Annotated in this window: 21 protein-coding genes; 5 read left to right on the plus strand and 16 right to left on the minus strand. The window is 41.6% G+C overall.

Going from position 1 to position 25,826, the window contains the following annotated elements:
• The first annotated feature begins 114 nt into the window (after positions 1-114).
• A complete protein-coding gene (gene zupT / locus M3610_RS17720; protein WP_098575058.1) occupies positions 115-930 on the plus strand; it encodes a zinc transporter ZupT in 816 nt (271 codons plus the stop codon).
• A 127-nt stretch (positions 931-1,057) separates the two neighbouring features.
• On the opposite strand, the gene M3610_RS28340 is transcribed toward zupT, so the two are convergent.
• Genes M3610_RS28340 through M3610_RS17730 form a run of 3 tightly spaced genes read right to left on the minus strand, consistent with a single transcriptional unit; the run spans position 1,058 to position 3,154 of the window.
• On the minus strand, positions 1,058-1,795 hold the full coding sequence (locus M3610_RS28340; protein WP_311315837.1) for an ATP-binding protein: 738 nt from the start codon (positions 1,793-1,795) through the stop codon (positions 1,058-1,060).
• A complete protein-coding gene (locus tag M3610_RS28345; RefSeq protein ID WP_311315835.1) occupies positions 1,686-2,561 on the minus strand; it encodes a magnesium chelatase domain-containing protein in 876 nt (291 codons plus the stop codon). The genes M3610_RS28340 and M3610_RS28345 overlap by 110 nt, the downstream gene beginning before the upstream one ends.
• A complete protein-coding gene (locus M3610_RS17730) occupies positions 2,546-3,154 on the minus strand; it encodes a transposase (protein WP_251461072.1) in 609 nt (202 codons plus the stop codon). Before M3610_RS17730 ends, M3610_RS28345 begins: the two co-directional genes overlap by 16 nt.
• 358 nt (positions 3,155-3,512) lie before the next feature.
• Here M3610_RS17730 and M3610_RS17735 point away from each other — a divergent pair, with 358 nt between their 5' ends.
• Positions 3,513-3,782 (plus strand): hypothetical protein, encoded by a 270-nt coding sequence (locus tag M3610_RS17735; protein ID WP_251461074.1) that lies wholly within the window; start codon positions 3,513-3,515, stop codon positions 3,780-3,782.
• Positions 3,783-3,861: 79 nt separating this feature from the next.
• On the opposite strand, the gene M3610_RS17740 is transcribed toward M3610_RS17735, so the two are convergent.
• Positions 3,862-4,305: a ferritin-like domain-containing protein gene (locus M3610_RS17740; RefSeq protein WP_251461077.1), complete on the minus strand. Its 444-nt coding sequence runs from the start codon at positions 4,303-4,305 to the stop codon at positions 3,862-3,864.
• Positions 4,306-4,685: 380 nt separating this feature from the next.
• Here M3610_RS17740 and M3610_RS17745 point away from each other — a divergent pair, with 380 nt between their 5' ends.
• Positions 4,686-5,132, plus strand: coding sequence for a DUF6376 family protein (locus M3610_RS17745; RefSeq protein WP_251461078.1), 447 nt, complete (start codon positions 4,686-4,688; stop codon positions 5,130-5,132).
• 108 nt (positions 5,133-5,240) lie between these two features.
• Here M3610_RS17745 and M3610_RS17750 read toward each other — a convergent pair whose 3' ends face one another.
• On the minus strand, positions 5,241-5,738 hold the full coding sequence (locus tag M3610_RS17750; RefSeq protein WP_251461080.1) for a hypothetical protein: 498 nt from the start codon (positions 5,736-5,738) through the stop codon (positions 5,241-5,243).
• A 226-nt stretch (positions 5,739-5,964) separates the two neighbouring features.
• On the opposite strand from M3610_RS17750, the gene M3610_RS17755 reads away from it, so the two are divergent.
• Positions 5,965-8,013 (plus strand): molybdopterin oxidoreductase family protein, encoded by a 2,049-nt coding sequence (locus M3610_RS17755; RefSeq protein ID WP_251461082.1) that lies wholly within the window; start codon positions 5,965-5,967, stop codon positions 8,011-8,013.
• A gap of 51 nt (positions 8,014-8,064) precedes the next feature.
• Here the strand turns inward: M3610_RS17755 and M3610_RS17760 are convergent, their stop codons facing one another.
• The gene (locus tag M3610_RS17760) at positions 8,065-8,898 is read right to left on the minus strand and encodes a YitT family protein (RefSeq protein WP_251461085.1); all 834 of its coding nucleotides are present in this window, start codon (positions 8,896-8,898) and stop codon (positions 8,065-8,067) included.
• Between the two features lie 146 nt (positions 8,899-9,044).
• Positions 9,045-10,313 (minus strand): dicarboxylate/amino acid:cation symporter, encoded by a 1,269-nt coding sequence (locus M3610_RS17765; RefSeq protein WP_251461087.1) that lies wholly within the window; start codon positions 10,311-10,313, stop codon positions 9,045-9,047.
• 269 nt (positions 10,314-10,582) lie between these two features.
• On the opposite strand from M3610_RS17765, the gene M3610_RS17770 reads away from it, so the two are divergent.
• Positions 10,583-11,284, plus strand: coding sequence for an SH3 domain-containing protein (locus M3610_RS17770; RefSeq protein WP_251461089.1), 702 nt, complete (start codon positions 10,583-10,585; stop codon positions 11,282-11,284).
• Positions 11,285-11,504: 220 nt separating this feature from the next.
• Here M3610_RS17770 and galE read toward each other — a convergent pair whose 3' ends face one another.
• From galE to M3610_RS17815, 9 genes are all read right to left on the minus strand, one after another.
• Positions 11,505-12,476: a UDP-glucose 4-epimerase GalE gene (gene galE / locus M3610_RS17775; RefSeq protein ID WP_251461091.1), complete on the minus strand. Its 972-nt coding sequence runs from the start codon at positions 12,474-12,476 to the stop codon at positions 11,505-11,507.
• A 173-nt stretch (positions 12,477-12,649) separates the two neighbouring features.
• The gene (locus tag M3610_RS17780; protein WP_396953656.1) at positions 12,650-13,204 is read right to left on the minus strand and encodes a PepSY-associated TM helix domain-containing protein; all 555 of its coding nucleotides are present in this window, start codon (positions 13,202-13,204) and stop codon (positions 12,650-12,652) included.
• Positions 13,205-13,255: 51 nt separating this feature from the next.
• Positions 13,256-14,416, minus strand: a complete 1,161-nt coding sequence (locus M3610_RS17785; RefSeq protein ID WP_311315838.1) for an ABC transporter permease — start codon at positions 14,414-14,416, stop codon at positions 13,256-13,258.
• A complete protein-coding gene (locus tag M3610_RS17790; RefSeq protein WP_098575069.1) occupies positions 14,400-15,110 on the minus strand; it encodes an ABC transporter ATP-binding protein in 711 nt (236 codons plus the stop codon). The genes M3610_RS17785 and M3610_RS17790 overlap by 17 nt, the downstream gene beginning before the upstream one ends.
• Complete coding sequence (locus M3610_RS17795) at positions 15,110-16,075, minus strand: biotin/lipoyl-containing protein (protein ID WP_251461282.1); 966 nt, start codon at positions 16,073-16,075, stop codon at positions 15,110-15,112. Before M3610_RS17795 ends, M3610_RS17790 begins: the two co-directional genes overlap by 1 nt.
• Before the next feature lie 184 nt (positions 16,076-16,259).
• Complete coding sequence (locus M3610_RS17800) at positions 16,260-18,665, minus strand: Ig-like domain-containing protein (RefSeq protein ID WP_251461097.1); 2,406 nt, start codon at positions 18,663-18,665, stop codon at positions 16,260-16,262.
• Positions 18,666-18,820: 155 nt separating this feature from the next.
• On the minus strand, positions 18,821-19,750 hold the full coding sequence (locus M3610_RS17805) for a phosphate ABC transporter substrate-binding protein (protein WP_251461099.1): 930 nt from the start codon (positions 19,748-19,750) through the stop codon (positions 18,821-18,823).
• A gap of 211 nt (positions 19,751-19,961) precedes the next feature.
• The gene (locus tag M3610_RS17810; protein WP_251461101.1) at positions 19,962-23,084 is read right to left on the minus strand and encodes an efflux RND transporter permease subunit; all 3,123 of its coding nucleotides are present in this window, start codon (positions 23,082-23,084) and stop codon (positions 19,962-19,964) included.
• 170 nt (positions 23,085-23,254) lie between these two features.
• Complete coding sequence (locus tag M3610_RS17815; RefSeq protein ID WP_251461103.1) at positions 23,255-25,612, minus strand: glutaminyl-peptide cyclotransferase; 2,358 nt, start codon at positions 25,610-25,612, stop codon at positions 23,255-23,257.
• Positions 25,613-25,826: the final 214 nt, after the last annotated feature.

Below are 25,826 nucleotides of genomic sequence, written 5' to 3' on the forward strand. Positions count from 1 at the left end.
GGTGCCTGACACCAATATAATATATTGGTATAAACCTATAGATTTAGGGGATGTAGCGGAGACTACATCCCCTTTCTATAAATACGGAATTCAGTTCATGAAGGAGTGATCACAGTGACTGAAAATCTGTTATTAGCTTTTGGGTTAACATTGTTTGCAGGGCTGGCAACAGGAATTGGCAGCCTCCTTGCGTTCTTTACCTCACATACCAATACTAAATTTTTATCAGTAACTCTCGGATTCTCTGCAGGTGTGATGATCTATGTGTCGATGGTTGAGATTTTTGTAAAGGCCAAGGTAGCTCTTGTAGATTCCTTGGGCGTTGGATTAGGAAACTGGTTAACGGTCGGCGGATTTTTTGCTGGGATGCTGTTGATCGCCAGCATTGATAAATTTATTCCCAAGCAAAGTAACCCCCATGAACTAAAGAAAGTAGAGGACATGACGAGGGGAGGAAGTACGAGTACTGGTGAAAAGCCAGATTTGTTAAAAATGGGCACATTTACAGCCCTCGCAATCGGAATTCATAACTTTCCGGAAGGGATTGCCACCTTCACTTCGGCGCTGCAAGACCCTGCCCTTGGGATTGCCATTGCCGTTGCGATTGCGATTCACAATGTACCAGAGGGCATTGCCGTTTCTGTTCCTGTCTATTTTGCGACAGGGGATAAAAAGCGGGCCTTTAAACTATCATTCTTGTCTGGTTTATCTGAACCAGTCGGGGCATTAGCCGCCTACCTATTCTTAATGCCGTTTCTAAACGAAATCATGTTCGGAATTATTTTTGCAGCGGTTGCCGGGATCATGGTCTTCATCTCCCTCGACGAATTACTGCCCGCTGCAAAAAGATACGACGAAGCACATCTATCAATCTACGGATTAATGGGAGGAATGGCAGTAATGGCCCTCAGCCTGTTATTATTTATATAAGAGACTACGGTCAGCTGGTGTTGGGGATGTTGGTGTTGGTGTCAGGCACCATGTGAATTTTTCACATGGTGCCTGACACCTAAATTAATGAAGGTCGCTGCTCCATACTGTCCTTTTATTTGGGCGTTCACACCTCATTCAATTGGATGGCTTCCCATATGCTTTGGTCGGTTATGGCACGGCTTGATTGCAGATCTGAGATGGTACGAGCTAGCCGGATAATTTTGATTTGTGTCCGGTTACTCCAGTTATTTTTAAGAGCTAGTCGCTGTAACCTAGATTGTTGTGCACCGGTTAAAGGGCTTTTGTCCAATAGCATTTCATAAGGGATTCTTCCGTTACAAACCTCTCTCCCATATCGATCATATTGTCTGTCCCTCGCCTCCTCCACTCGTTCCCTGACAATTTTAGAGGACTCACCTTCCTTTTCATGTACGGCAGAGTTAAAATCAATCGGCCCTAAAGTAAGATTAATATCAAAACGATCCCTAAGCGGGCCAGAAAGCCTATTCTGGTAAGCCATTATTTGCTTCCTTGTACAAGTACAATAATGCGTATTTGATCCTTCATAGCCACATGGGCATGGATTCATCGCTGCGATTAATATAAACGATGCTGGGTATGTAATGGTCGCATGCGTTCTACTAATCATGATCAATCCATTTTCTAATGGCTGACGGAGCATATCTAAAGTTTTTTTCGAAAACTCCCCGATTTCATCAAGAAACAAAACACCACGATGGGCTAAGGATATTTCACCAGGCTTTGGGTATTGTCCTCCGCCGATAATTGAAACTCCTGAAGCGGAGTGAAGCGGAGTGATGCGGATTTCGATAAGGCGGCATATTGGATGGGGGATAAGGATTCTGACTCAATTGATACAAACTGATAACCTCAAGTAACGACTCTTTAGTTAGTGAAGGCAAAATAGAAGGGAAAGATTCAGCTAACATGCTTTTTCCACAACCGGGCGGGCCAGTCAGTAACACATGATGTTCTCCTGCCGCTGCAATCTCTAAAGCGTGCTTGGCCCCTTTATGCCCTATAATCTGCTTCATATCTAAATAAGTAATGCTGGTAAATCTCTCGTCCTTTTGTCTTTTTTTAAAAGAAGGAACCCATTGTCCTAAAAGATGTGAGATCGACTCCTGCAAACTAGAAACATAGATAATTTCCATTGGTTCAAGTTCTAATACAGGCAATTCTTCATTAAAAGGGATATAAAGCTTTTGGATCCCTAGTTTCTTTGCAGCAAGGACAGCAGGCAGCATCCCTTCGACTGGCTGAATGGAGCCATCTAACGATAATGCTCCCAGGAATCCTGTATCCTCGGCAACTATTATATCGAGTTCATGCAAACTCTGCAGAACCGCTATCGCCATCGGCAAATCAAACATGGAACCGTACTTTTTTTGATCTGCAGGTGATAAATTAATGGTAATTTTCTGTCCTGATAGATGATAACCTAATGTTCGAAGTGCAGCAATGATACGCTCCTTGGATTCCTTCACCGCCGCATCCGGCAGACCGACAATTTTAAAGGAATCGTTCCCTACATAAGAGCCAACCTCTACATTTACACGATATCCTTCCATCCCTTTTAAGGCGATACTCGTTACTTTAGCCCACATCTCACATCCTCCTTATCGAGCATGTGAATTTTTCCATCTTCCCAAAAAAACTTGTCTGTGGGTAGTGCGTTTAGATAATTTTCATAGTGTGAAAGGGGCGGATCGGGAAAATAGGAAAGAAGTGGTTGGGGGTCAATTAAAGGGATACTCTCACCGAAGATATAGGCCCGGCAGCTGCTCCAAGGATAATCTTCAGGATTTACCACCATCCCTGCTGAAGTTGGATTTAAATGAATGTATTTACTTACGTCTATCTCGTATTCAGGAGAATTAAGAAGTTCATCACCGTATCGCTTTTCGAACACATGACCAGAGAAATTATATTTTTTATTAATATATTTAGCGAATTTAGTGTTGAGATGTTTCATGATTGTACTTAGCGGGGTTTCTAGTGTTTCAAGCTGCAGGTGGATATGATTCGTCATTAAGCAGTATGTGTGAAGGTTAAAGGGATAACGCTCTTTTGTTTCTTTCAATAGGGCCAGATACTTCTCAAAATCATCATTGTCGAAAAAAAGGGAACTTCTTCTAATGCCTCTGCTCGTAACATGATACTTCGCACCTTTGTACCAAAGGCGAACACTGCGAACCATTGTAAATCACTCCTTAAAAATTAATGGGGCGGGATAAAAACAGGTGGAGTCGAGGGAGATAGGGGTAGATGTGTGAAGATGTGGGAAAGACCGCTCCCCCATACAGGAAACGAAAAAGTATACCACTAACACATTGATTCGACACCACTTCCCAAAATCCTGCACAACACACCAAAATTCACGATATCCCAGATAACATTAAGCACCGCACCTTTTGTCCACCCAGTAAAGACAAGTGTCCACGGATGGTGCCTGACACCATTTATCACCATAACACCATAAAAGATGTATAAAAAGACCTAAAATGTAATATTTATTTTGTATGGCTTTATTTTTCTTACTTTTTATTTGGGGGTGGTTGTCTCTGAACGCGGTAAGAATCATTCAATGGCTGTTGGGTGGATTGCTTCTCATCTATGGGGTTTATCTTATTTTTGGAGTGCAGGAGTTCTTTGGAACCTTAGCTATAATCGCGGCCTTTTTTATCTTTCCAAGCATTGGAAAAGGACCAAAAGGATCTGATAGCAATGATTATGTAAATGATTATCACAATGATTCAGACTACTCGAATGATAATGGCGATACCGATTCTGGCGGGGATTCCGGTGGAGACAGCGGCGGGGATTAATAACCACTAATACACACACTCAAAACCACCCTTGCCATCAGTGACAAGGGTGGTTTTTTGACCGTTAACCATACCAATTTTACTTATTTTTAGCATAATAGTACAAAAACCAGACTGCATGATTTTGCTCATCGGCGGCCGCTCTCCGAAATACTTCTTTTATAGTTGGATCCGAAGTACCATCAGCGACTTCCAGGTAAAAATCCACCGTGAGTTGCTCATCTTGCAAGGCAAATTCTAGTCCCTCTAGGTAAACATCAGGACATTCCTCACTGAGCTTTGGTTGTTGTGGCTTTCGTCCGGTTAGCTGAGTATAAATGTGTTCAAATTGTTTATGGTGTTTTATTTCATCTTGGCGTATTTCAAGAATTTGACCTTTCTCCTTCTCATTGGTAGCTAATTTTGCTAATTTGCTATAACAATGGATAGCGTTATACTCACCATGAATCGCTTTTTCCACTTCTCTAATCAATTTATTATTTTGTCTATATAAAGCATCGTAATAATTCGTGTACGGATACATAGTAAAACCTCCCCCGTTTTCTCTCAAAAATATCCTACGTGAGACGAGACTCTAGGGTGCTTACTATTCTGTACTTTTCACTAAAAACAATATGAAAATATCAACGATGGTGCCTGACACCCGTTTAGGATTTTACACTTTTAGAAAGAATGGGTTAAGGGATGCTTCAAGAAGTAAGCGGAATTTCTAATGAATCAAAGTTCTTACTATTTTTATTGATATTAGCTTCCTAAACTGCTTATGCATCAGCAACGAAATAAATCTCAAACCATATGATAATGATTAGATTATTTACGGACGTAGATTAACTTAGTATCACGTTCGGGTCCTAACTCAGCATACTCTTCCAATACAAAATCTGATAAAACGGAGGTTTCTACATGAAAATGAAGGTATTAGGTTTAGCCGCGGCGATTCTTTTTATCCTGAGTGGATGCTCCTTGCTAAATGAGGCGAAGGATACTCTCTCCTATGTAAATGATGCATCGGACTATCTAAATAAAGCGACAGCTTTTGCAAATGATGCTCCATCTATTGCGCAACAAGCCGTAAGCGATCAGCAGGCCACAAAAAAACTGCAAACGATGCTTCAAGAAATGAAACAAGAAATCAATTCATTCAATAAACTTCAAGCACCAGAAATAGCAGCCGACTTACATCAGCAACTTGTTGACCAAAACAACAAATTAACTGCTGGCATAGATCTATATTTAAAAAATATCCATAATGGGTTACTCGACCCTTCTACCCTTGAAAACACAGAAATTTTTCAAAGTGTCCAAGAAATAAGCAACATCCTTGATCAAATAAAACAACTTGGTCAGTAACAGCGAATTCGAACCCTTAGTTCAAGTATTCTATGAATGTGGTCACATTGAATGGAACTTCTCAATGTGGCCCATTTCATTTTTTGTATTCTCCTAAATAAAATAGGCTTAATGATCTTGTGGAACCTTATACAAGATTAAATTCCACGTTTTATCATCAAAAGATCCGAAGGTGACCCGGTAATCCCTTTTTTGATACACAAGCGTTTTCCCTGTCTTTTTCCCTTTTGTAGGGTTCCCCATTTTCGCTAAAATCTCTTCTCTGGTGATTCCCATCTCGACGTGAAACATGTAAAGTGTTTTTAATTCATCTTCATCAATTACGACCCGTCGATTTTTTATCGTATAGACATAGGTATGGATATCTTCGTGATCATGCATTTCTTCATATTTGCCCCAAACTTTTTCGACATCTGCTAAGTGGATTTTTTTATCTAATCGCAGCGGCGTTCCGACCAGAATCCCCTTTTCAAATCCTTTGATTGTTTCTTTATCTAAAACGATGACATTATCTTTGGATGTGTTTGTGTGAGGTATCTCTTGGGCACATGCTGACATTAGTGATACCAGCATAATCGCCACTCCTAGCATTCTCCATTTCTTCATAAATCAATCCCTGCCTCTCGATGGCCACTAAAAATAGCATACCATATTTGTTCATATCCAAGAATTTGATGTTATGATAGTAGCAATATTAGAAATTAGCATTTAACACGCGTGGAACTGTCTCCCTCAGAGGAACAGTTGTCCACGAGCGGTGCCTGACACCAAACTCTACACCGACATTTACACCAAACACTTACACCAAACACGAAAGGAGATGGATAGGGCTATGAGTTCTTTTATTCAGGAACGGGAAGGTATTTTTCATGGGGTTTGCCCGCTTGATTGTCCGGATCAGTGTGGGTTACTTCTACATAAGGAAAATGGGAGGATTATTAAAGTGGAGGGTGACCCCGAACATCCGGTCACCAAAGGGCATATTTGCAACAAAGTCCGAAATATGACAGAACGGATTTATGATGAAAATCGCTTGAAATACCCGCTAAAACGCACCGGCCTTAAAGGTGAAGGCAAGTTCGAACGAATCAGCTGGGCGGAAGCGATCGAGACCATTACCTCCCGGTGGAGCAATTTAATAGAATCTAACGGACCGGAGAGCATCCTTCCCTACAGTTTTTACGGAAATATGGGCCGGCTTAATGCCGAGGGAATGGACCGCCGTTTCTTCCATCGACTGGGGGCTTCCCGATTAGATCAAACCATTTGTTCCGCAGCAGGCTCAGAAGGCTATAAGTATACCATGGGCGGCAGCATCGGCATCGACCCGGAAGATACAATTGATTCAAAGCTCTTCATTTTTTGGGGAATTAATGCGGCCAGCACCAACATGCATCAAGTCGCCCTTGCTCAAAAAGCCCGTAAACAAAACGGGGCTAAAATCATCGTTATTGATGTTCTCAAAAATCAAACTGGCAGATTAGCAGATTGGTTTATTCCGATTTTGCCTGGCACGGACAGTGCCCTCGCTTTGGGAATGATGCACATTCTATTTGCCGAAAACCTGGTCAACCAAGACTTTTTAGAAAAGTATACAATCGGTCATGAGGAACTGCGTGAGCATGTCATCCAATATGACCCAATTACCGTTTCTGCGATCACAGGTGTCCCAGTAGAGGATATATACAAACTGGCCCGTATGTACGGTGAAACATCACCTGCGTTTATTCGCATCGGTAATGGTCCTCAGCATCATGACAATGGCGGCATGTTCGTCCGGACGATCTCCTGCCTTCCCGCCCTTACAGGCCAATGGCTTATCAAAGGCGGCGGTGCAATCAAAGGAAATTCGGCCTATCTGGCACCGAATACCGCGCACTTGCAACGACCGGATCTATTGAAAAATAAACAGACCCGCGTGATCAATATGAACCTTCTCGGTGACACGTTACTTGCTCTAGAACCGCCAGTGAAGTCACTTTATGTGTACGGCTCAAATCCTGCTGTGGTAGCACCGAATACAAATAAGGTCAGAAACGGTTTAGAACGTGAAGATTTATTTACGGTGGTCCATGATTTATTTTTAACCGAAACGGCCAAATATGCGGATATCGTTTTACCGGCAACATCCTCTTTTGAAAACACTGACATGTACACATCGTATTGGCATCATTACATTCAGTTGCAGCAGCCGATCATTGAACCATTTGCTGAGTCAAAATCCAATGTTGAGGTGTTCCGATTGCTTGCCGAGGGGATGGATTTCACGGAACCACTCTTTCAGGAAACGGAAGCGGTGATGATTGCACAAGCCTTGGATAATCCACGCAACCCTTATTTAAACGGGATTAGCTATGAATCATTAGTGGAACAAACATTCATGAAGGCCAAGGTAAAACCGATATTTCCTGGCAACCTGCCAACCCCTAGTGGAAAAATTGAGTTATTTTCTGAGAAGATGAAAAAGGATGGGTATCCCCCATTGCCAACTTACATACCTTTAGAGGACGATGGGGACCACCGATACCAATTTGTTCCGGGCCCAAATCATAATTTCTTAAACTCTACCTTTTCCAACAATCAAAAACATATAACATTGGAAAAAGAGCCGAAAATCTATATGAATCATCTTGATGCTTTATCGGAGGGAATTGAAGATGGCGATACGGTTCGAATCTGGAATCAGCGCGGTGAATGTGAATTGAAGGTTTCTGTGGGTGAGCAAGTCCTGCCAGGAGTCGTGGTGACGCAAGGTCTTTGGGCCGATACAGCCAATGCCGACTCGAAACAGCTAGTAAACGCACTTACTCCCGACCGAATCGCCGATATGGGCGGCGGCGCCACCTTCTTCTCAGGGCGTGTAAGTGTTTCAAAAAGATAAAAATGGTGCCTGACACCAATTTAGGTGTCAGGCACCAACTTAAACTTAAACTTAACTCGCCTTATATCCATGCCCGATCATCTCGTGGACATTGTGGACGGTGACGTAGGCGTTCTTGTCTGTTTCTTTTATTATACTTTTCAGTTGGACGATTTCCTGCTTATTGATGACGATGTAAAGGACTTCTCTGTTCTGCCCTGTGTAGCCGCCGCGCCCGTCTAGCACCGTTAACCCTCGGGACATTCGACTCGTAATATTGGTCAACACATGCTCCTGCGTATTCGAAATAATCAGTACGGCTACCTTTTCATCCAATCCCTCAACAATGAAATCGATCGCTTTCGCCCCAATAAACACAATCAACAGCGTATACATCCCTTTTTCTAATCCGATAATGAAAATCGATCCCACTACGACTACAATATCAATAATCAGCATCCCCTTGCCGATGCTCCAGCCTAGCAATTGGTTGGTCAGTCTTGCTAAAATCGTTGATCCTCCCGATGTTCCTCCCGTCCGGAAAATCAGCCCCAGCCCTACACCAACCAGCAAACCGGCAAAGATCGATGCCAAAAATGTATCCTCGGTCAGTCGATGCCCAGCATCCTCCGTTACATACAAACACAACGAGCAGGCTGCAATCGAAATGAGCGTATATATAAAGGTTCTTTTTTCAAAAAATTTATACCCCACCGCTAACAGCGCCACATTCAAGACAAAATTTACGACACCCGGTGACCAGTCAAACAAATAGTGGGCAATAATTGTAATCCCTAAAATGCCGCCTTCTGAAAGATGATTGGGAATCGTAAAATAATTGACCCCTAAGGCAAAAATGAGCGCCCCTAGTAAAATATAAAAAATATCCTTTACCGTCCTCTTCATAAAAACCATCCTTTTGTTTCTCTGTATATCACCTAATCTTACCCTAAGAAATGTTAGCCATCAATTAACATTTGCGCCATAAGAAACAAAAAAAATACTGCAAGAACCTAATCATTCTCGCAGGATTTTTTCATCATTTGATGGTGTCAGGCACCAAGTTCTTCGCTTTTAAAGGCTTTGTTCAACCAGTTCTTCCCTTCGACTAAGCGTGTGACCAGCATTGCACACACGGTGTTTCCGGTGGAGTTGAGCAGTGTCGCCGGGGCATCAATGATCGTACTGATTACGGCGATAATGGGCAAGGTTTCTGGCGGGAAGCCATACACACTGATAATTAGCATCTCACCAATCATCCCGCCGCCAGGAATCGCCCCCATCACCGCACCGACTAAAAAGGCGACCGCTAAGATGCTTAAAATATTCGGGATACTCGTTAAATCCTTCCCGAACAACGCAAATAAGAAGACGATTTTCAGCACACCGCCAAACACAGATCCATCCTTATGCGTATTGGCACCAAGCGGAATAATCGTTTCGGCGATATCCTTTGGCACCCCCATCTTTCTGACTGTGGCCAAGTTGACCGGAATACAGGCGGCACTCGAGCAAGTGGCAATCGCTGTAACCGATGGCGTGATCGCATGCTTCCAAAAAACCTTCACACCATCCTTGCCCCCAGCAATAAAGGCATACAGGGTAAAGAATCCGAAATAATAAATCACGGCAAGTATCAGATATAATACAAAGGAGCGGGCATACCCCTCTAGAATTTGCGGGCCAAGTTCACCAATCACCGTAGCAAAATAACAGCCTAGTCCAATCGGTGCATAGTACATAATAATACTGACCATCTTCATCATGACTGCCGTTGCAGCCGATAAAAAGTTAGCCACAGGTTTTGCTTTTTCCCCTACCATCGCAGTGGAAATCCCAAATAGCAGCGAAAAGACAATCAATTGCAGCATATTACTTCTTGATAACAATAAATTGAAATCTCCTACCGTAAAGGTGGCAACGAGATGGTCAAGAAACGACAATTTCTCAGTATTATTCTCAAAAGATGTTTGGCTCATTACCGCTTTAATCGAGGCGATATCGGCATGTTCAATCGGATGAATAATGGAGGCGCCTGTTAAGCCTAAAATCGCTGCCACTGACGCTGTTACTAAGAACACAACCAAAATACTGCCCATGATTTTTCCAAGCCGTTTCATCCCATTCATATTGGCAATTGCAGAAGCAATGCTGAAAAACACTAATGGGACGATCATCATGAACATTAAATTTAAGAACAAATCCCCAAACGGCTTAACAAGTGCAGCCTTTGGTCCAAATATCAAACCTGCCGCCCCGCCCACGATAATAGCAGTTAGCAAGATAAGGGTAAATCGATAATTTTTATAGAATAATTTCAAACCTTTCACAGCCCTTCAATATGTACCTATGAAAATCATACCTAAGTTCGACGGACAGGTAAATGAGCAATTAAGTCTAAACCTTGAAACTTATGAACGAAAAATACTTCAACAAAAATGCACATCCCCTATAATTCTACAAATTTCGAACACGGACAAGCACGGATATTGTCTATATTTTTGTATTTATATTCATTTATTAATAGAACTCCCTTCCATACAATTAAGATAGAAATGGAGGGATTATTCTGAAAAAATTCATAAAAGTATTGATTGCACTAACACTGTTCCTAACGATCCTCATACCTTTTCAAACGGTTTCCTACGCAGCCTCTACATCTTCTGCAACCGTAAATACGAAAGCGCTAAATGTACGTGAAAAGCCTACGACTCATTCCAAGAAAAAAGGCGTCCTCAAAAAAGGCACCAAAGTAACAGTTTATTCGAAAACCAAATCGGGCTGGTCGCAAATTAAATACAAGTCCAAAAAAGCGTATGTGTCCACAAAGTATTTGAAGTTTATTACCAAACGGGCCAGCTTCTTGATCGATAAGACCAAAGTCTATACCTATAAAGGGACGGAAGGAAGCTACCAATTAATCCCGACAGGAAAAAAATATGATTCTTGGGATATTTGGTACCACGCCACTTCTTCTGATAAGCAAAAATTCATTGTCGGCGAAGACAGTAAAGGACTCTATACCGGGTATATTGACTCCGAATATTATATCGATATCAAATATCCAGCGAAGGTCGGCCTGAAATGGGATATCGGCTATGAGGGAGAAGGACAAGCTCGGATTACCTCCTTAAAAAGGACGGTGAAAACGCCAGCTGGGACGTTTAAAAACTGTATCGAGGTAAAGGAAGATTCCGGGTATATCTACTACTATGCGAAAAATATCGGGCAGGTGAAAACGGTACGCGACGGAATAACCGTCATGGAGTTAGTAAGTTTAAAGAAGAAATAATCTCATTACAAAATAAAGGGTTACTCCCACTAGGAGAGAGTTACTCTTTATGTATATTTGGTTATTAGCATGGTTTTTTACGGATATTTATACTCTGACACTTCAATGGGTAATGGCTGCGAGGTCAGTATTGTTAGCTGAATAAAGAAAACACTGGCCCGAAAGTTTTGGAGGCCAGTGTTTTTTAATAGAGTTATGGTGTTGGTGTCAGGCACCAATTTTAATACTGTTGCTGCTGGTGCCATTTCCAGGCATCCTCAATAATTCTTTCTAAGTTCCGTTCAGCCTTCCAGCCAAGTTCGGAATGAATCTTTTGGGAGGAAGCAACAAGCATGGCTGGGTCTCCGGCACGGCGGTCGGCCATTTCGACGTTCGCCTCTATACCTGTTACTTTTTCACATGTTTCAATAACTTCTTTCACCGAATAACCTAGACCGTTGCCAAGATTATAAATCTCAGTTGACTTCTTCCCAGCCAGTAACGCCTCGAGGGCAAGGATATGCGCACTTGCTAAATCAGTGACATGGATATAGTCACGAATACATGTACCGTCAGCGGTATCATAATCTGATCCGAAAACAGCTATCTTTTCTCGCTGCCCTAACAGTTGTTGAAGGACAATCGGAATTAAATGAGTCTCTGGGTCATGACTCTCGCCGATTACTGCTGATGCATGGGCTCCTGCTGCATTGAAGTATCGCAGAATCACATAGTTTAATCCATAGGATTTCGAGAAATCTGACAGGATTTGTTCAATCATCAGTTTGGAATGTCCATAAGGATTAATCGGTCTAGTGGGAGTAGTTTCATCAATCAACTCTACATCTGGAATTCCATAGGTAGCAGCTGTTGAAGAGAAAATAAAGTTTTTAATATTGTTTTTAATCATGACTTTTAACAAGGTAAGAGTAGACGCCACGTTGTTCTCATAATATTTCAACGGATCAACAACAGACTCCCCGACCAAACTAAAGGCTGCAAAGTGCATGACCGCCTTGATTGGGTAACTTTTGAAGATCATTTGTAAATCTTCTTCATTACCTAAATCACCTTCAACAAAGACTGCCCGGCTGTCCACTGCCGCTCGGTGACCGGTCGTTAAATTATCAAGAACAACCACTTCTTCTGTTTCTACTAATTCCTTCACAAGATGGCTACCAATATAGCCTGCTCCGCCAACGACGAGAATCATATTCATTTCCCCTTAGCTAGAATTTCAATTACTTTCACTATTATAACATTTTGTCGAAAAAACAACATAATTTACAAGAAAAGCGCAGGCGCCCTTTCATTGAAAAAGGGTGTCAGGCACCATGTGAATTTTTTCACATGGTGCCTGACACCCTAACTTAACTGTACTCCGTTTTACGCCACTTGCCCCTCAGCATTTCGTCTTCTTCTTTTTTTGTCGGCTTTGAGGACTTTTATTGAAAGGTATATGCCTGTACCGGTTAAGAAGATCAATGCGATAGCCACTAAGTCTACCAGCCATTTTACATTGGTTGTGCCGATTTTTCCTTCGTGAAGACCTCTAATGATACCTGTGATAGAAGTCGATCCACCTTCACCGCCAGCCCCTGGGCGACCTGGAAATTGGTTAGCTGCTGCATTTTGACCAGATTGACCCGGTTGACCAGCTTGACCGTTTGAGTTTGCTCCATTTGGTGCTTGAGCTTGGGATTGATCTTGAGCTGTGCCTTGGGTTTGGCCTGAATTAGTCGTTGTTCCTTGCTGCATGGCTCCTCGATTAAACTGCCCTGGCTGGAAATTGCCTCTATTTCCTTCCATTTGTGTCTGGCCGATTAACCATGGCTCATTCATCAATAACCCCGTAACCGACTCGATTAAGATAAAGATTGAGCAGATTAAACCAATCCATAAGTGTGCCTTTCTTGTTTTCTTCATATATATTCCCCTCATTTTTAAGATTTGACTATTTCGTGTAAAGCGTGCTCTATTCTGTCTGAAACCCTACTGATAGCGAAGTGCCTGAATAGGATTTAATTTAGATGCTTTATTGGCCGGGAATACCCCGAAGACCACACCGACGACAAGCGAGAATAGGAACGATGATAGAATGAAGGTTGGTGAGAAGGCGATACTTAAGCTCATCAGAGATGAGACAATTTTTCCTACGCCTATTCCAAACAGAATTCCAATCAAGCCACCCATCGAACTTAGTACGACAGCCTCAATTAAAAATTGTAAAAGCACATCTCGACGTTTCGCGCCAATCGCTTTTCTAATCCCGATTTCCTTCGTCCGTTCTGACACCGACACAAGCATGATATTCATGATGCCAATCCCGCCGACAAGTAAGGAAATACTCGCGATTCCGCCTAGCATCATGGTCATGGTGTCAGACACTGAACTCATCGTGTCCATCACATCCTGCTGATTGGTTACACCATAATAATCACTTTTGCCAGGATACATACTAGCGAGTGCCATTTTAACCTCGTTCATCACGAAATCCATCTGATCCTCGCTTTTGCCCTGCAAATAAACCGTGCTAATCGTCGTGCTGCCGACTAAACGCTGACCCGTGCTCAACGGGACAATGACCACATTATCCCCGCTCTGACCGAGTGAGCTTCCCTTCGAAGCTAGTATTCCTACTACTTTGAACGAGGTGCCTGACACCTGAATGTACTGTCCAATTGGATTCTCTGTGCCGAAAAAGGTGCTCGCTGTTTCCGAACCAAGGACGGCAATCTTTTGGCGGTACTCGACATCTAAATCGGTAATAAAGCGCCCTTGAGTGACCTTCGCATCACGTACTGATGAATAGGCCGCATTTGTTCCTGTTAAGGTAATCTGAGAGGATGTCCGCTCCTTTTTCACATAGACACGGCCTGAAACAACCGGTGCAACAGCTTTCACACCATCGATCTCACCTAACTGACTAATTTTATCCTCTGTTAAATCAATATCGGTACTATAGGTATTTACCGTCAAAAGGTTGGTCCCTAATTGATTGATTTGACTTGTGACGTTTTTCGCTGACCCTTGGGCAATCGAAACTAGGACGATGACTGACGAAACACCAATAATGATCCCGAGCATCGTCAGAACCGCCCGAAGTTTATTGCTTCTGATACTCTTTATAGCCATTTTAATGGATTGCAGCATTCCCAAGGAGGACACCTCCATTCTCATAAAGTTGGCCGTCTTGAATACTGACCATTCTTTTGGCTTGTTTTGCGATTTCCAGGTCATGTGTGATTAAAATAATCGTATGGCCTAATTCATTCAATTCCTTCATTAATAGGAGGATCTCTTTGCTTGTTTTACTATCAAGGGCACCGGTTGGTTCATCGGCGAGGAGAATCGAGGGCTGGCCAACCAGGGCTCTCGCAATCGCCACCCGCTGCTGCTGCCCTCCAGAAAGCTGAGTGGGCAGGTGGCCAGCGCGATCCTTCAAGCCGACCTTATCCAATCCGTCTAATGCCCGCTCCTGTCTTTCACGAGTTGGTACCCCGGCATATAACAAAGGCAATTCCACATTTTCAAGTGCGGAAAGCTTACCTAATAAGTTAAAGTTTTGAAAAATAAACCCGATTTTTCGATTCCGAATCGTCGCTAAACTATTTTCATCCATTTTCCCAATATCTCTGCCATCAAGGTGATATGTCCCTTTATTCGGCCGATCCAGGCAGCCTAGCATGTTCATTAAGGTGGATTTCCCTGACCCAGACGGACCAATGATGGCTAGAAATTCACCCTTTTGAATTTCTAATGACACATCATTAAGAGCATGAACTATTTCTCCGCCAAGCTTATAGGTTTTCATCATATTTTTAATTTGAATAATCGGCTTACTCATTAATTGCCACCCCTTCCGCTTGGCGCAACTTGTCCATTTCCACCCGGAGGCATGCCGCCGCCATTCGCCACGCCGCCCATGTTGCCTCTCATCATACCGCCTTGTCTGTTAGACGAGCTGCTTGCAGCCAGTTCCGGCAGTTGAATCGTTTCGCCTGCGGTTACTCCTTCTGTTAGTTCTACATACTCATCCGTAGAAATTCCTGTTTTAACCGTCTTTTGCTGGCTTGTGCCTGCCGATGCATCGGAACTTGAATCTGTCGAAGCCGCAGTCACAATCACATATTTCTCATTCTTGTTTGTATAGACCCCATCGACTGGAACGTAAAGAGCATTTTCCTTACTTTGGGTTAAAATACTAGCTTCCGTACTCATCCCCACTTTTAAATTCGTTGGTTTATCAATGTGAATGGTGACATCAAAAGTCGATGTTCCGTTTGCAGATGTGCCTTCAGCAGCAATCGCCGTTACCTTTCCTGTATAAGTAGTGTCAGGATACGCACTTACAGTTAAGCTGACCGTCTGCTTCTTTTTAATTTTTGTAATATCTAACTCATCCACGGCAACAACCGTTTGTAAATTCTTGTAATCGGTAAGATGGGCAACTACCTGACCTTTCGTTATCCGTTCTCCTTCTAAAACAGAAACCGTGGTAATCGTCCCGTCAGCAGGAGCTGTAATTGGATCACTATCATCCGTGAAGGTAATTAATTCATCTCCTTCACTTACTTTATCCCCTGCTGAAACCAACACTTCATCGATTTCATTATTATCATCTGTTGCTTTAATATCTTCACTTGTTACAGGTTCAACCGTACCTGAACCACTAATCTTCACTTCCAGCTTTCCTTGTTGGACCACAGCTGTTCGAATTTGAGCTGCTGCCTCCGTATTCACCGTTTTCGATTTATAATACTGAAACCCGACAAATCCAATAACCAAAACACTCGCAAGTATCCAAATCACTTTCTTCAACAATCTCTACTCCTTTACTCCCCGCTGTAATTACCCCTCATCCAGCAGGAAAATGATTTATTTGATGTGCCTATTATCTTGTCCGTTCCTTAAGATATCCTTAAGATAAAAAAAGGGTGTCAGGCACCATGTGAAATTTCACATGGTGCCTGACACCCAACTTGTTTGTTAATTTCTAATTCACTTTAATGGTAACAGTAGTGCTTTTATTACCTGCCTTATCGAGAACAAATATCGTTAAGGTTGTATGTTTTTTCTGCGTTTTAATTTTTACTTTGTAATTTCCCTTTGCATCTACAACTGCTTTGCTTACATATTTTTTTCCATTATAAACATAGACGGTTGAGCCAATCTCTGATTTTCCTGTAACAATAGTAGATTTATAGGTTACTTTATTTACAGAAGGTTTAGCGGGCGCTGTCTTATCGACAACTTTTATACTCTTTGCAGTGCTTACGTTTCCAGCTTCATCTGTCACTGTAACCTTCATTTCTGTTGCGGCACGTTGCTTAGCAATTACAAATTTATAATTACCATTTTTATCAACAGTGGTACTCTTTTGATATTTTCCATTTACATAAAGCTTAGCCGTCGCATTCGCTTCTGCTTTTCCAGTAACTGATGTGGATTGATCCGTTACTTGGTTAATCGTTGGAGCAGCGGGAGCAGTGAAATCTGGCATATTCGTAAATGACGGAAGTCCAGAGATATAACCCACACCGCCAGTTTTATTAATACCAATTTCTTTTTCCATTGCGTTCTTTAACTCTTCTTTATTAACGGCAGTAATAGCTTTAGCGTCTAATTCATCACCAGGATGTTGGAAGTTACTCATAATATAAGAGAAACCATTACGATCATCAGCCGCGAACAATCCAGTAGATTCCGCTCCTGCTGGGTTCGATAAAATGCGTGTTAACTCTTTCGTATCGACATTATAAGCCCATACATAGTTATTCGTATGCTTACTGCTATCTTCGCCAATAAATAAGGTTTTCATTTCTTCAGAGTAGCTTAAGTTGTCAGGACTAGCTACTTTATCTACATTTGCTGTATTACCGTATGCATCAGCCGTTGCAAGGTCTTCACCTGCAAGTAAACCTGACATCGTTGTAGCTACATATTTACTCAGAATCCCGCGACCGCTGTTATCTTTTTGGGCGCTCTTTAAGTCTAATTGATAAGTTACACCGGACTTAATTTTTGGCAATTGAATATCATCCGAAGGTGCAGTTCCTGTGGTGTCTTTTTCCATGCTGCCGCTTTGGTCGGAAATAGCGATATACACCTTGTTATCTTTGGCGTTATATGTTACACCTTCCATTTTGTTGAATTCTGTAGTAGCACCACGGTACGCTGCATACCGACGTGATTCAAGAAATGCTGCCGCTTTTTCCATACCAGGCTTAAGTTTTACATATTCTGTTTTTCCGTAGGAATATTGTTTAATCGCTTTAAAACCTGGTTGAGCTGTATCAGACGTTTCAAAGATGTCACTGAATTTAATATCGTTCTCAATGATCGCTTGAATTTCCTTATCATTGGCATGTCCTAGCTTAACCCATTCTAAATTTCCTGAACCGCCATTTTCAGTCCCAGTTTGGACGAATTTAGCAGCGTATAATGTACCAGCTGATAAATCTTTTGCTTTATCGGCTACATACATGAACATACCTGTATTTCCGCCGTCATCACCAAAGTAGGCTGTACGATTGTCAGGCATCATTTTCATTAATTCATGAGAGAAGCGGCCCAGACTGTAATGTTTTTCTACTTTTACTTTACCGTTTTTCTTCACTTGGATTTCTGGAACGTAGCCATAGAAATAAGGATTTGCTTTTAATTTATCACCAAAGTAAAGCTGTGAAAAGCTTTCAACGGAAGTTCTTGCCGATGACTTCGCATCAAATTCATAGTTGCGTGCGTCCGGCTCATACTCTTCCGACCCTAAATGAGTATTCCATGGGGATAGGGAACCATTACAAGGAATCCAAAGTCCATTCACATCTGAAAAATCAATTTTCTTAACCGCTTCAGCTTTCAATTCACCAGTCTTCTTATCTTGGTCTAAAGTCGTTAAAGACATGGAAGCAGGAACGATTCCATAGGCAGAATTACCAGCCGCATCTAATGTCTGATATTCATAATGTGTAACCATATAAATCTTTCCGTTAATCGGATTTAGTAAGCTGTTTGAATCCGGTGCATCTGAAACAAATGGTGTTGATTTTCCAGGAGCACTAGTATCCATGATCGGATCTCCGTAATAATCAATCGGAGTTCCTGCTGGAATTAATTCACCGTTGTTCATAGCGATTTTATCTTCTGATTTAAAAAGTCGTTTGTATGATAGCGGGAACGTTTTAACTTTTCCATTGCTGTATTTAACATCAACAGTAGCGCTTGTATACGTTTCTACCATTTTATCGATAGTAGTTGGGGCAGGCATTCCATTAAATTTAACAGAGTCAATCTTGACTTGACTATTACCTGCAGCAAACACTGGTGTGACGGCAGGAATGGTTAACGCAAGGGTTAGAGCGACAGCAGCACCCTTTTTTACCATGCTAATCTTATTCATTGTGATATCCTCCTAGATATAAGTTTTTCTATCATCTACTAAACACACGTAATATTCATTACAGAGTTGAATTTTAAGGTTCCTAGAAAAAAAGTAGAAAGGATTGGTAAAATCCTACCTACTTTTATATCAATCTTTTACATTATAAACTGGTCTTAAAGATTTTTCTGATTGCCTTGTGCATCACGTTCAACTTGCATTTTTGTTACAGGAAGGTATCCTTGCTCTGGTAATAACTTATTTTGGATATCATCTGACATCAGATAATCAAGGAATGCTTTTGCAAGATCGGTTGCCTCACCCTTAGTATATGAGTGTTGGTAAGCCCAAACTGGGAATTTACCTGATTGTACATTTTCTTCAGTTGGTTCAACACCGTCAATGGCAAGAGGTGTTACTGTTTCATCAGTGAAATAGGAGAAAGCAAGGTAACCAATCGCACCATCAGTTTCATTAATAATCTTTTTAACTGTGTTTGAAGAATCTTCTGTGATTCCTTCAGCTGGTGTTGCACCATCAAGAGCAAATTTATTAAAAATTGCACGAGTTCCAGAAGAATCAGGACGGTTTACAAGAACGATTTTTTGGTCTGCTCCACCAAGTTCTTTCCAGTTTGTAATTTTCCCAGTGAAAACTTTAATTAAATCTTCTTTTTTAATATCTTTAATCCCTACTTTAGGGTTAACAGCAGCAGTCATCCCAACTACAGCAACTTTATGGTCAACAATCTGATCAGCTGGAATTCCTTCTTTTTCTTCAGCAAAAACGTCAGAGTTACCAATTTGAACTGATCCTTCAGCAACTTGTGATAAGCCCGTACCAGATCCACCCGCATTTACTTGTATATCAACTTTAGGATTAGTAGTCATAAATTCTTCAGCTGCAGCTGCCACAAGAGGCTGCATCGCAGAAGAGCCAGAAATAGTTAATGAGCCGGAAAGTTCTTTCGTTTCTTCAGTCTTTGGTGTTTCTTTCTTCACAGTTCCTTCTGTCTTCTCTGTAGATGCTGCGCCTCCACAAGCAGCCATGAAAACCATTAACGCAGCTAGCAATGTAAGTAGGCTTAAGTTTTTCAATCTTTTCATTTGTTTGAATCCCCCTAAGAATTATTATTGTTGTTGTTTACAGGTATAAGATTAATCCTTTTTTGTTAAGTGAGTATTAATGCTTTGTATAGTTTTGTAAAGGTTTGATGTTGTTTGTAAACTTTTGTCGATTTCTTCTTAAAATCTAGCTTTCTTTAAAAATAGAAATATCACCAACCTTCTTAGGCAGGTGATATTTGCTTTATAGTTATTATGCTGACAACTGTTGTTGTTTTGCCTGAATTTTTCTAACCTTTCCACTGAGCCAATCGTACAGAATCGGGATAACCACAAGGCTGATCAGTGTGGAGCTAATCATTCCGCCCACGACGACAACACCAAGCGTTTGTGAAATAATCGTGTTTCCTGTACTTGAGAAAGCTAAAGGAAGCAAGGTTAAGATGGTAGTCCCTGCAGTCATTAACACTGGTCGAACCCTTGTAGAGGTTCCTAGCAGAATCGCTTTTTTTGTTTCCATCCCTTCAGAAATGTTCCGTTCAATTTTATCGACAAGCACAATTCCGTTGGTGACGACAATACCAGCGAGCATCAAGATCCCAATCAAAGCGGCGAGATTCCACTCCATTCCGAAAATGGCCATGCTCCATACCGATCCGATTAATGCCAGCGGAATGCATATGATGACTGAAACGGGTGCATACCAGCCGCGAAAAACGCTGCTCACAATCATCAAGACTAGCAAAAGAGACAGTGCCAAAGCCAGGCTCATTTCAATCACCATTTGCTTGAGTTGCTGAGAGATCCCGCCAAGCGAATAGTCAATGCCTGAAGGCAGGTCCAAACCTTTCATGGTTTCATTTACTTGTTTTGTTACCTTTCCGATATCCCTTGTAATAATGTTTCCCGTCACGGCAGCAAAGGGATGACCATCCTGCTCACTGATAAGCGTTTGGTTACTGGTCTCCAATGTCGTAATCTCCGCTAAAGACACTTTCGAACCGTCCTTTGCTGTAAACATTTCATGGCCAATTTTAGATAGAATTGTTTTTTCAGGATCTGGGTCACCCGCTGCCACTAGACTTTTCTCATTGTCTAACTGAATGGCAATTGGGGTATTCCGGTCGCTAGAAGAAACATCCATCCTTAGGTCTTTTGGTAAATAGTGATCGATTCGATTAAGAACTTCATCGACATTGATACCCAAGCGTTGGATCTTTTCCTGATTAATTGAGAGATAATGGTTCATTGCTGCATCGGCATCATTTGCCGCTCCTTCAATACTTAAACCAGGAATCATCTGCAGCTTACTTCTGACCATAATCGCCGCTTTGGCAATATTTTGCTGTTCAGCCCCCGTTAAAATGACCTTTAAGCGGGAATCATCTCCAGAAATATTTTGATTAGATACAGTATAGACGGCAGATGTTGATAAACTGCCAAACTGCTGGCGCATTTTTTTAACGAATGAATCGATATCGCTTTTATCTTTGATCCCCACTGAAAGATTGGCGATATTTTGCTTTTGCATCCAACCACCGCCTTCATCAAAGACATCATCAAACATCGGTGTAAATGTCGAACCAAGAGTGGAAGTATACGTTTCTACCTCAGGATCATTTTTTAAGATGGTTTCGATATTTTTCACTTCCGCATCCACATCAGAAAGCTGTACTCCTTCAGGCAGCTCGACCTGGATAGCTACATCCTTTGAATTTCCTCTTGGAAAAAAGTTAACTGGCAGAGCGAATGCTTCTGTAATTGTAATCGCAAAAAGCACCACGATAATTCCCACTACTATTTTTTTCTTCAAAAACAGCCAATGAAGCAGACTTTGTGCCCTTGTCTCTATTTCCACTGACTTATTCAATGGCCATTTTCTCCATAATATGTGGGCTAAGGCCGGTACGACAATAATAGATACGACAAGAGATGTCACAAGGGCGATGACTACCGACCAGGCAAATCCAGAAAAAGCTGAACTAATCATCCCACCAATAATACTAATAGGTAGAAACACAGCAACGGTGGTGGCAGTGGAGGAAACAATAGCTGGGATCATTTCTACTACCCCGCTAGCCATATCCTGAATAGTGATCTGTCCGTTGTATTTTTCCATTTGTTTTCTGTACATATTATCGATGACAACGATTGAATCATCCACGACCCGACCCATCGCTACAATTAATCCGGAAATCGTTAAGATATTCAAACTGACATCCATTGCTTTTAGAATCGCCGTTGCACCAAGAAGGCAAATAGGCAAGGATAAGGAAATAATCAATGTGGAACGGACATTCCTGAAAAATAAAAATACACAGATAATGGAGAACAAAACCCCCAATAATCCCTCTTTGATCAGACCCTTTAAAGCAGCATTTATGTCTTTTCCTTGATCCAATAGGATAGAAAGATGGATTGTTCCTGATTTGATTTCAGGAATTTCTTTGATCCTTTCGTTGATCCGTTCAGTCACTTCGGTAATGTTTGAAGATGGTGTCTTTAGGACATCAAGCAGAACACTCGGCTGCCCTGCTGTTCTGGATATCGTCTGTAAGTCTACAATACTACTCTTAATTTCCGCTACTTCCTGTAAACTTACTGTTTTTCCTCCGCTAACAGGAATCTTTACACCATTTAAGTCTGCACTATTGATCGTCCAATCGGTCACACGGATTGGCATGGATATTTGGCCATCGGGTCCGCCCTTTTCTTTGATTGTTCCCTGCGGCCATACTGGATGAATGGATGCTAGAGCATTTTGTACATCTTTTATGGTTAACCCATATGTTTGGAGTGCATCTGCTTTCAATGTTAACACGTATCCGGAATTTCCTGCCCCTGTGACACGGACTTCTCTTACACCTGGAACACTCTTTATTTCCTTTGCCACTTTATCTTGAATAGATGTACGCAATTGATTTTCATCGATTTTTTCTGTATTAGTCGTCAAGCTTACTCGCATAACAGGGAAAGAGTTCGTACTGACCCGTGTAATCAATGGTGTTTTTACACCGACTGGTAAGCTAATTTTGTCCACAGCCGCCCTTACTTCATTTTCCGCTTTTTCCATATCGGTGTGGCCAGGAAAATAGAGGCTGGCCATTAAACCGCCATCAAATGAGTTTGTTTCCAAATAATCAAGCTTATCAACAGATCCGACCGCTTCCTCCACCTTTGCGGTAAGGATTTGTTTGACCTGATCCGATTGATATTTATCAGCTTGAATCGTTACCATCAAGGCAGTGTTGTTAATCGGTGGTAAATAATCTCGCTGCATCTGAATTGCAGAAATGGCCCCCCAGGCGATAATCAGGGCAACACATGTCAGGATCAAAACCGACCGTTTCATCGATTCTTCAATAAATCGAATCATTTTTTAATACCATCCTTTTAAAATAGTAGAATAAGTTCATATGTAATAATAAAAGGGTGACCCAAGATACCTGGTATCACTGACAAAATACTGTATAGAACTCTTTTCGATTTACGGCATGTTACGAATAGTGCCTGACACCCAGCTTCGGGTCACCCTCTTTAGATTAATTAATTATTCTTTTTATCGCCTGGATAAGGTTTCTCTCCTTTTGTTGCTTTCCAGAGAATCTTGTTCAATTTATCCGTATTGGCATGATCAACGCCTGAGAAATCTAGCTTTTTAGATTCTTGAGCCATCGGTGCATTTTCTCCATTTTTCCTGTTAAGTGGGTAGGTTGGTTCTTCTACCTTAAATGGCGAAAAGTCAGGTTTATGAGTAAATGAATTAACCATTGGCGCTGCTGATGCATCAAACTGTGTCATTGGTTTCATCCCTAAAATCATTTCCATGGTACGAAGCATGGATGTTGTATCATACATGGTGCTGTCTACTCTGCCTGTTTGGGTATATGGACTAATCACAAGAGATGTCGTGCGGTGGGCGTCCACTGAGTCCCAACCATTCTGTGCATCATCTTCGGTAACAAAAATGGCTGTATCTTTCCAATAAGGTGAGTTACTAACCTTATCGACTAGCTTACCGAGTGCATAGTCGTTCTGTGCAACCATGGCTTGCGGTGTTAGTTCTCCGGGTCTTGTTCCGAGCGTATGGTCGTTTGGCAATCGAACGATTTGCAGCTGCGGAAGATTCCCATTATCTACATATTGATTAAATTCTTCATCCCACGCATCATAGCGGGTCAAATCCGAAATTTTAAGATTATAGGAAGGATAGTCAGGGTCATAATTATTGCCTAGGCTAGCTTCTGCAGCCACATATTTTCCCGTCTTACTGTCATAATTAACGAATTCTCCATAACTTCTAAAGGATACCCCTGAACGAGCAGCATTCGTCCATAAGAATCCTGCTTTCGGATAGGCCGCTTCATTGCCCCCTTCAAAGTCATAGCCGCGGTTACGACCCGAATAGTTGGCAAGCCAGTTTTTCTCTACATAGTCATTGGCCTGCGCTGCCGTGGACCAGTTATGTCCCTGCGCACTGATTTCAGCATTCGCATAAAAATTATCTAATAAAACGAATTGATCAGCCATCTTATGAATATTCGGTGTAATATCTTTGCCAAAAATGGTTAAGCTCGGGTCTCCATTTCCTTTTTCCATATCACCAAATACCTGGTCATACGTACGATTTTCCTTGATCACATAAATGACATGCTTAATCGGTGATTCTTGGCCTTCAAAGCGAGGGATTGGGAACTTTTTGCTTGCACTGGAACCTATTGGTTTCAATTCTTCATTATTCTTTTCCACTTGTTTCGTATATTTCTTCAGCTGTTTTTCGCTCGGAAGGTCGATAAAGGACATGGTTCCTTTCATCATATTCCCGATATACTGTCCCTCCCGGTTGGATCCAGCACCAAGGCCCTTGGCATTGAGAACCATTAATTTGTCTTCATGTAAAAATATACCGCTTGGATACCAAGCTGTTGGAATTAACCCTTTCACTTTTCCTTTTTGCAGATCTATGACTGCGACATCGTTATTTCCACCGTTGGTAACGTATAAAGTTTTGCTATCCTCGCTTAACGTTAGAGCATTAGGCTGACTACCTGCAGGAGCATTTTTATATGGGCTGAGTGAAATGGTTTTGATTTCTTTTTGTTGTTTAGCATCGATAATCGAAACGGAATCACTATCAGAATTGGATACAAAGATTTTGCCGGACGCAGCATCTTCAATTATTGCATTAGGATGTAGCCCAACAGGAATGGTACTTTTGATCGTCAGCGTTTCTGGATCGACCACACTAATGCTGCTTTCACCCCAATTGCTGACATAAAGGGATTTCCCATCATTACTTAATACTGCAGCATAAGGATGTTTCCCAACAGAAGTTGTATTTACGATTTGATTTGTGGCAAGGTCAATTTTTGAAACGGAATGATTTAAATTATTCGCAACTAAGAGCGACTTTCCATCCTTAGAAACAGAAATTCCAGCAGGATAAAAGTTAGTTTTGCTGCTGTCTTTAAGCATGATTGGAGCTTTTTCAGTTAATGTTCCATTTTCAAATCCATAGACACGGATTTTGTTATTGCCTCCAGCTGAAGCATAGACGGTTTTTCCATCGTTACTGAATGTGACTCCAAAATAGAGCGATTCAGGAGATTTGTAGGGAATGGTCTGTATGACCTTCTGGGTGTTAACGTCCACCACTTGAAGAGACTGTTCACCTTGCCCATCATTGGAAACAATAAGATAACGGTGATCTTGGCTTAACACACCACCCATTGGGAAATCACCAAGCGTTATTTGCTGACCAGAAGGAGTAACAGGCCACCCATGAGAAGTAACCGCGGTTCTATCTGCCTTAGGGCCGACAATTTGTGTGTATCCAGCATAGGCCGACGTTGAACCAAGAATCAATGAAGCTAGCGAAACTGCCAGTATCTTTTTCCGTTTCATAAAAAAACATCCCCTTTTGATATGTATTACTTACATGCTTCATCTTACTCCCGCTTTGTAAACTAGAAGTTAAGTAGAGTTAAAGAAATATAAAGAAAAACAGGGAAATTTTAGTATTGTTTTTCATAATTAGTAGTTTTAGCACAGTCCACCTATGGTGGAGTGCCCGGAAAAATAAACAAAAAAACAAGATGCCCAAAAGTTTAGATCACCT

Source organism: Neobacillus sp. MER 74 (genome assembly GCF_023714155.1).

Coding starts and splice junctions, on each gene's coding strand:
- galE (WP_251461091.1), bottom strand. CDS start 12,476: ATGATTCTCGTCGTTGGCGGAGCAGGCTATATTGGTAGCCATCTTGTG.
- M3610_RS17730 (WP_251461072.1), bottom strand. CDS start 3,154: ATGGTTCGCAGTGTTCGCCTTTGGTACAAAGGTGCGAAGTATCATGTT.
- M3610_RS17785 (WP_311315838.1), bottom strand. CDS start 14,416: ATGCTGCAATCCATTAAAATGGCTATAAAGAGTATCAGAAGCAATAAA.
- M3610_RS17810 (WP_251461101.1), bottom strand. CDS start 23,084: ATGATTCGATTTATTGAAGAATCGATGAAACGGTCGGTTTTGATCCTG.
- M3610_RS17790 (WP_098575069.1), bottom strand. CDS start 15,110: ATGAGTAAGCCGATTATTCAAATTAAAAATATGATGAAAACCTATAAG.
- M3610_RS17755 (WP_251461082.1), top strand. CDS start 5,965: ATGAGTTCTTTTATTCAGGAACGGGAAGGTATTTTTCATGGGGTTTGC.
- M3610_RS17740 (WP_251461077.1), bottom strand. CDS start 4,305: ATGTATCCGTACACGAATTATTACGATGCTTTATATAGACAAAATAAT.
- M3610_RS17750 (WP_251461080.1), bottom strand. CDS start 5,738: ATGAAGAAATGGAGAATGCTAGGAGTGGCGATTATGCTGGTATCACTA.
- M3610_RS17745 (WP_251461078.1), top strand. CDS start 4,686: ATGAAAATGAAGGTATTAGGTTTAGCCGCGGCGATTCTTTTTATCCTG.
- M3610_RS17805 (WP_251461099.1), bottom strand. CDS start 19,750: ATGAAAAGATTGAAAAACTTAAGCCTACTTACATTGCTAGCTGCGTTA.
- M3610_RS17800 (WP_251461097.1), bottom strand. CDS start 18,665: ATGAATAAGATTAGCATGGTAAAAAAGGGTGCTGCTGTCGCTCTAACC.
- M3610_RS17780 (WP_396953656.1), bottom strand. CDS start 13,204: ATGAGGGGAATATATATGAAGAAAACAAGAAAGGCACACTTATGGATT.
- M3610_RS28345 (WP_311315835.1), bottom strand. CDS start 2,561: ATGTGGGCTAAAGTAACGAGTATCGCCTTAAAAGGGATGGAAGGATAT.
- M3610_RS17815 (WP_251461103.1), bottom strand. CDS start 25,612: ATGAAACGGAAAAAGATACTGGCAGTTTCGCTAGCTTCATTGATTCTT.
- M3610_RS17760 (WP_251461085.1), bottom strand. CDS start 8,898: ATGAAGAGGACGGTAAAGGATATTTTTTATATTTTACTAGGGGCGCTC.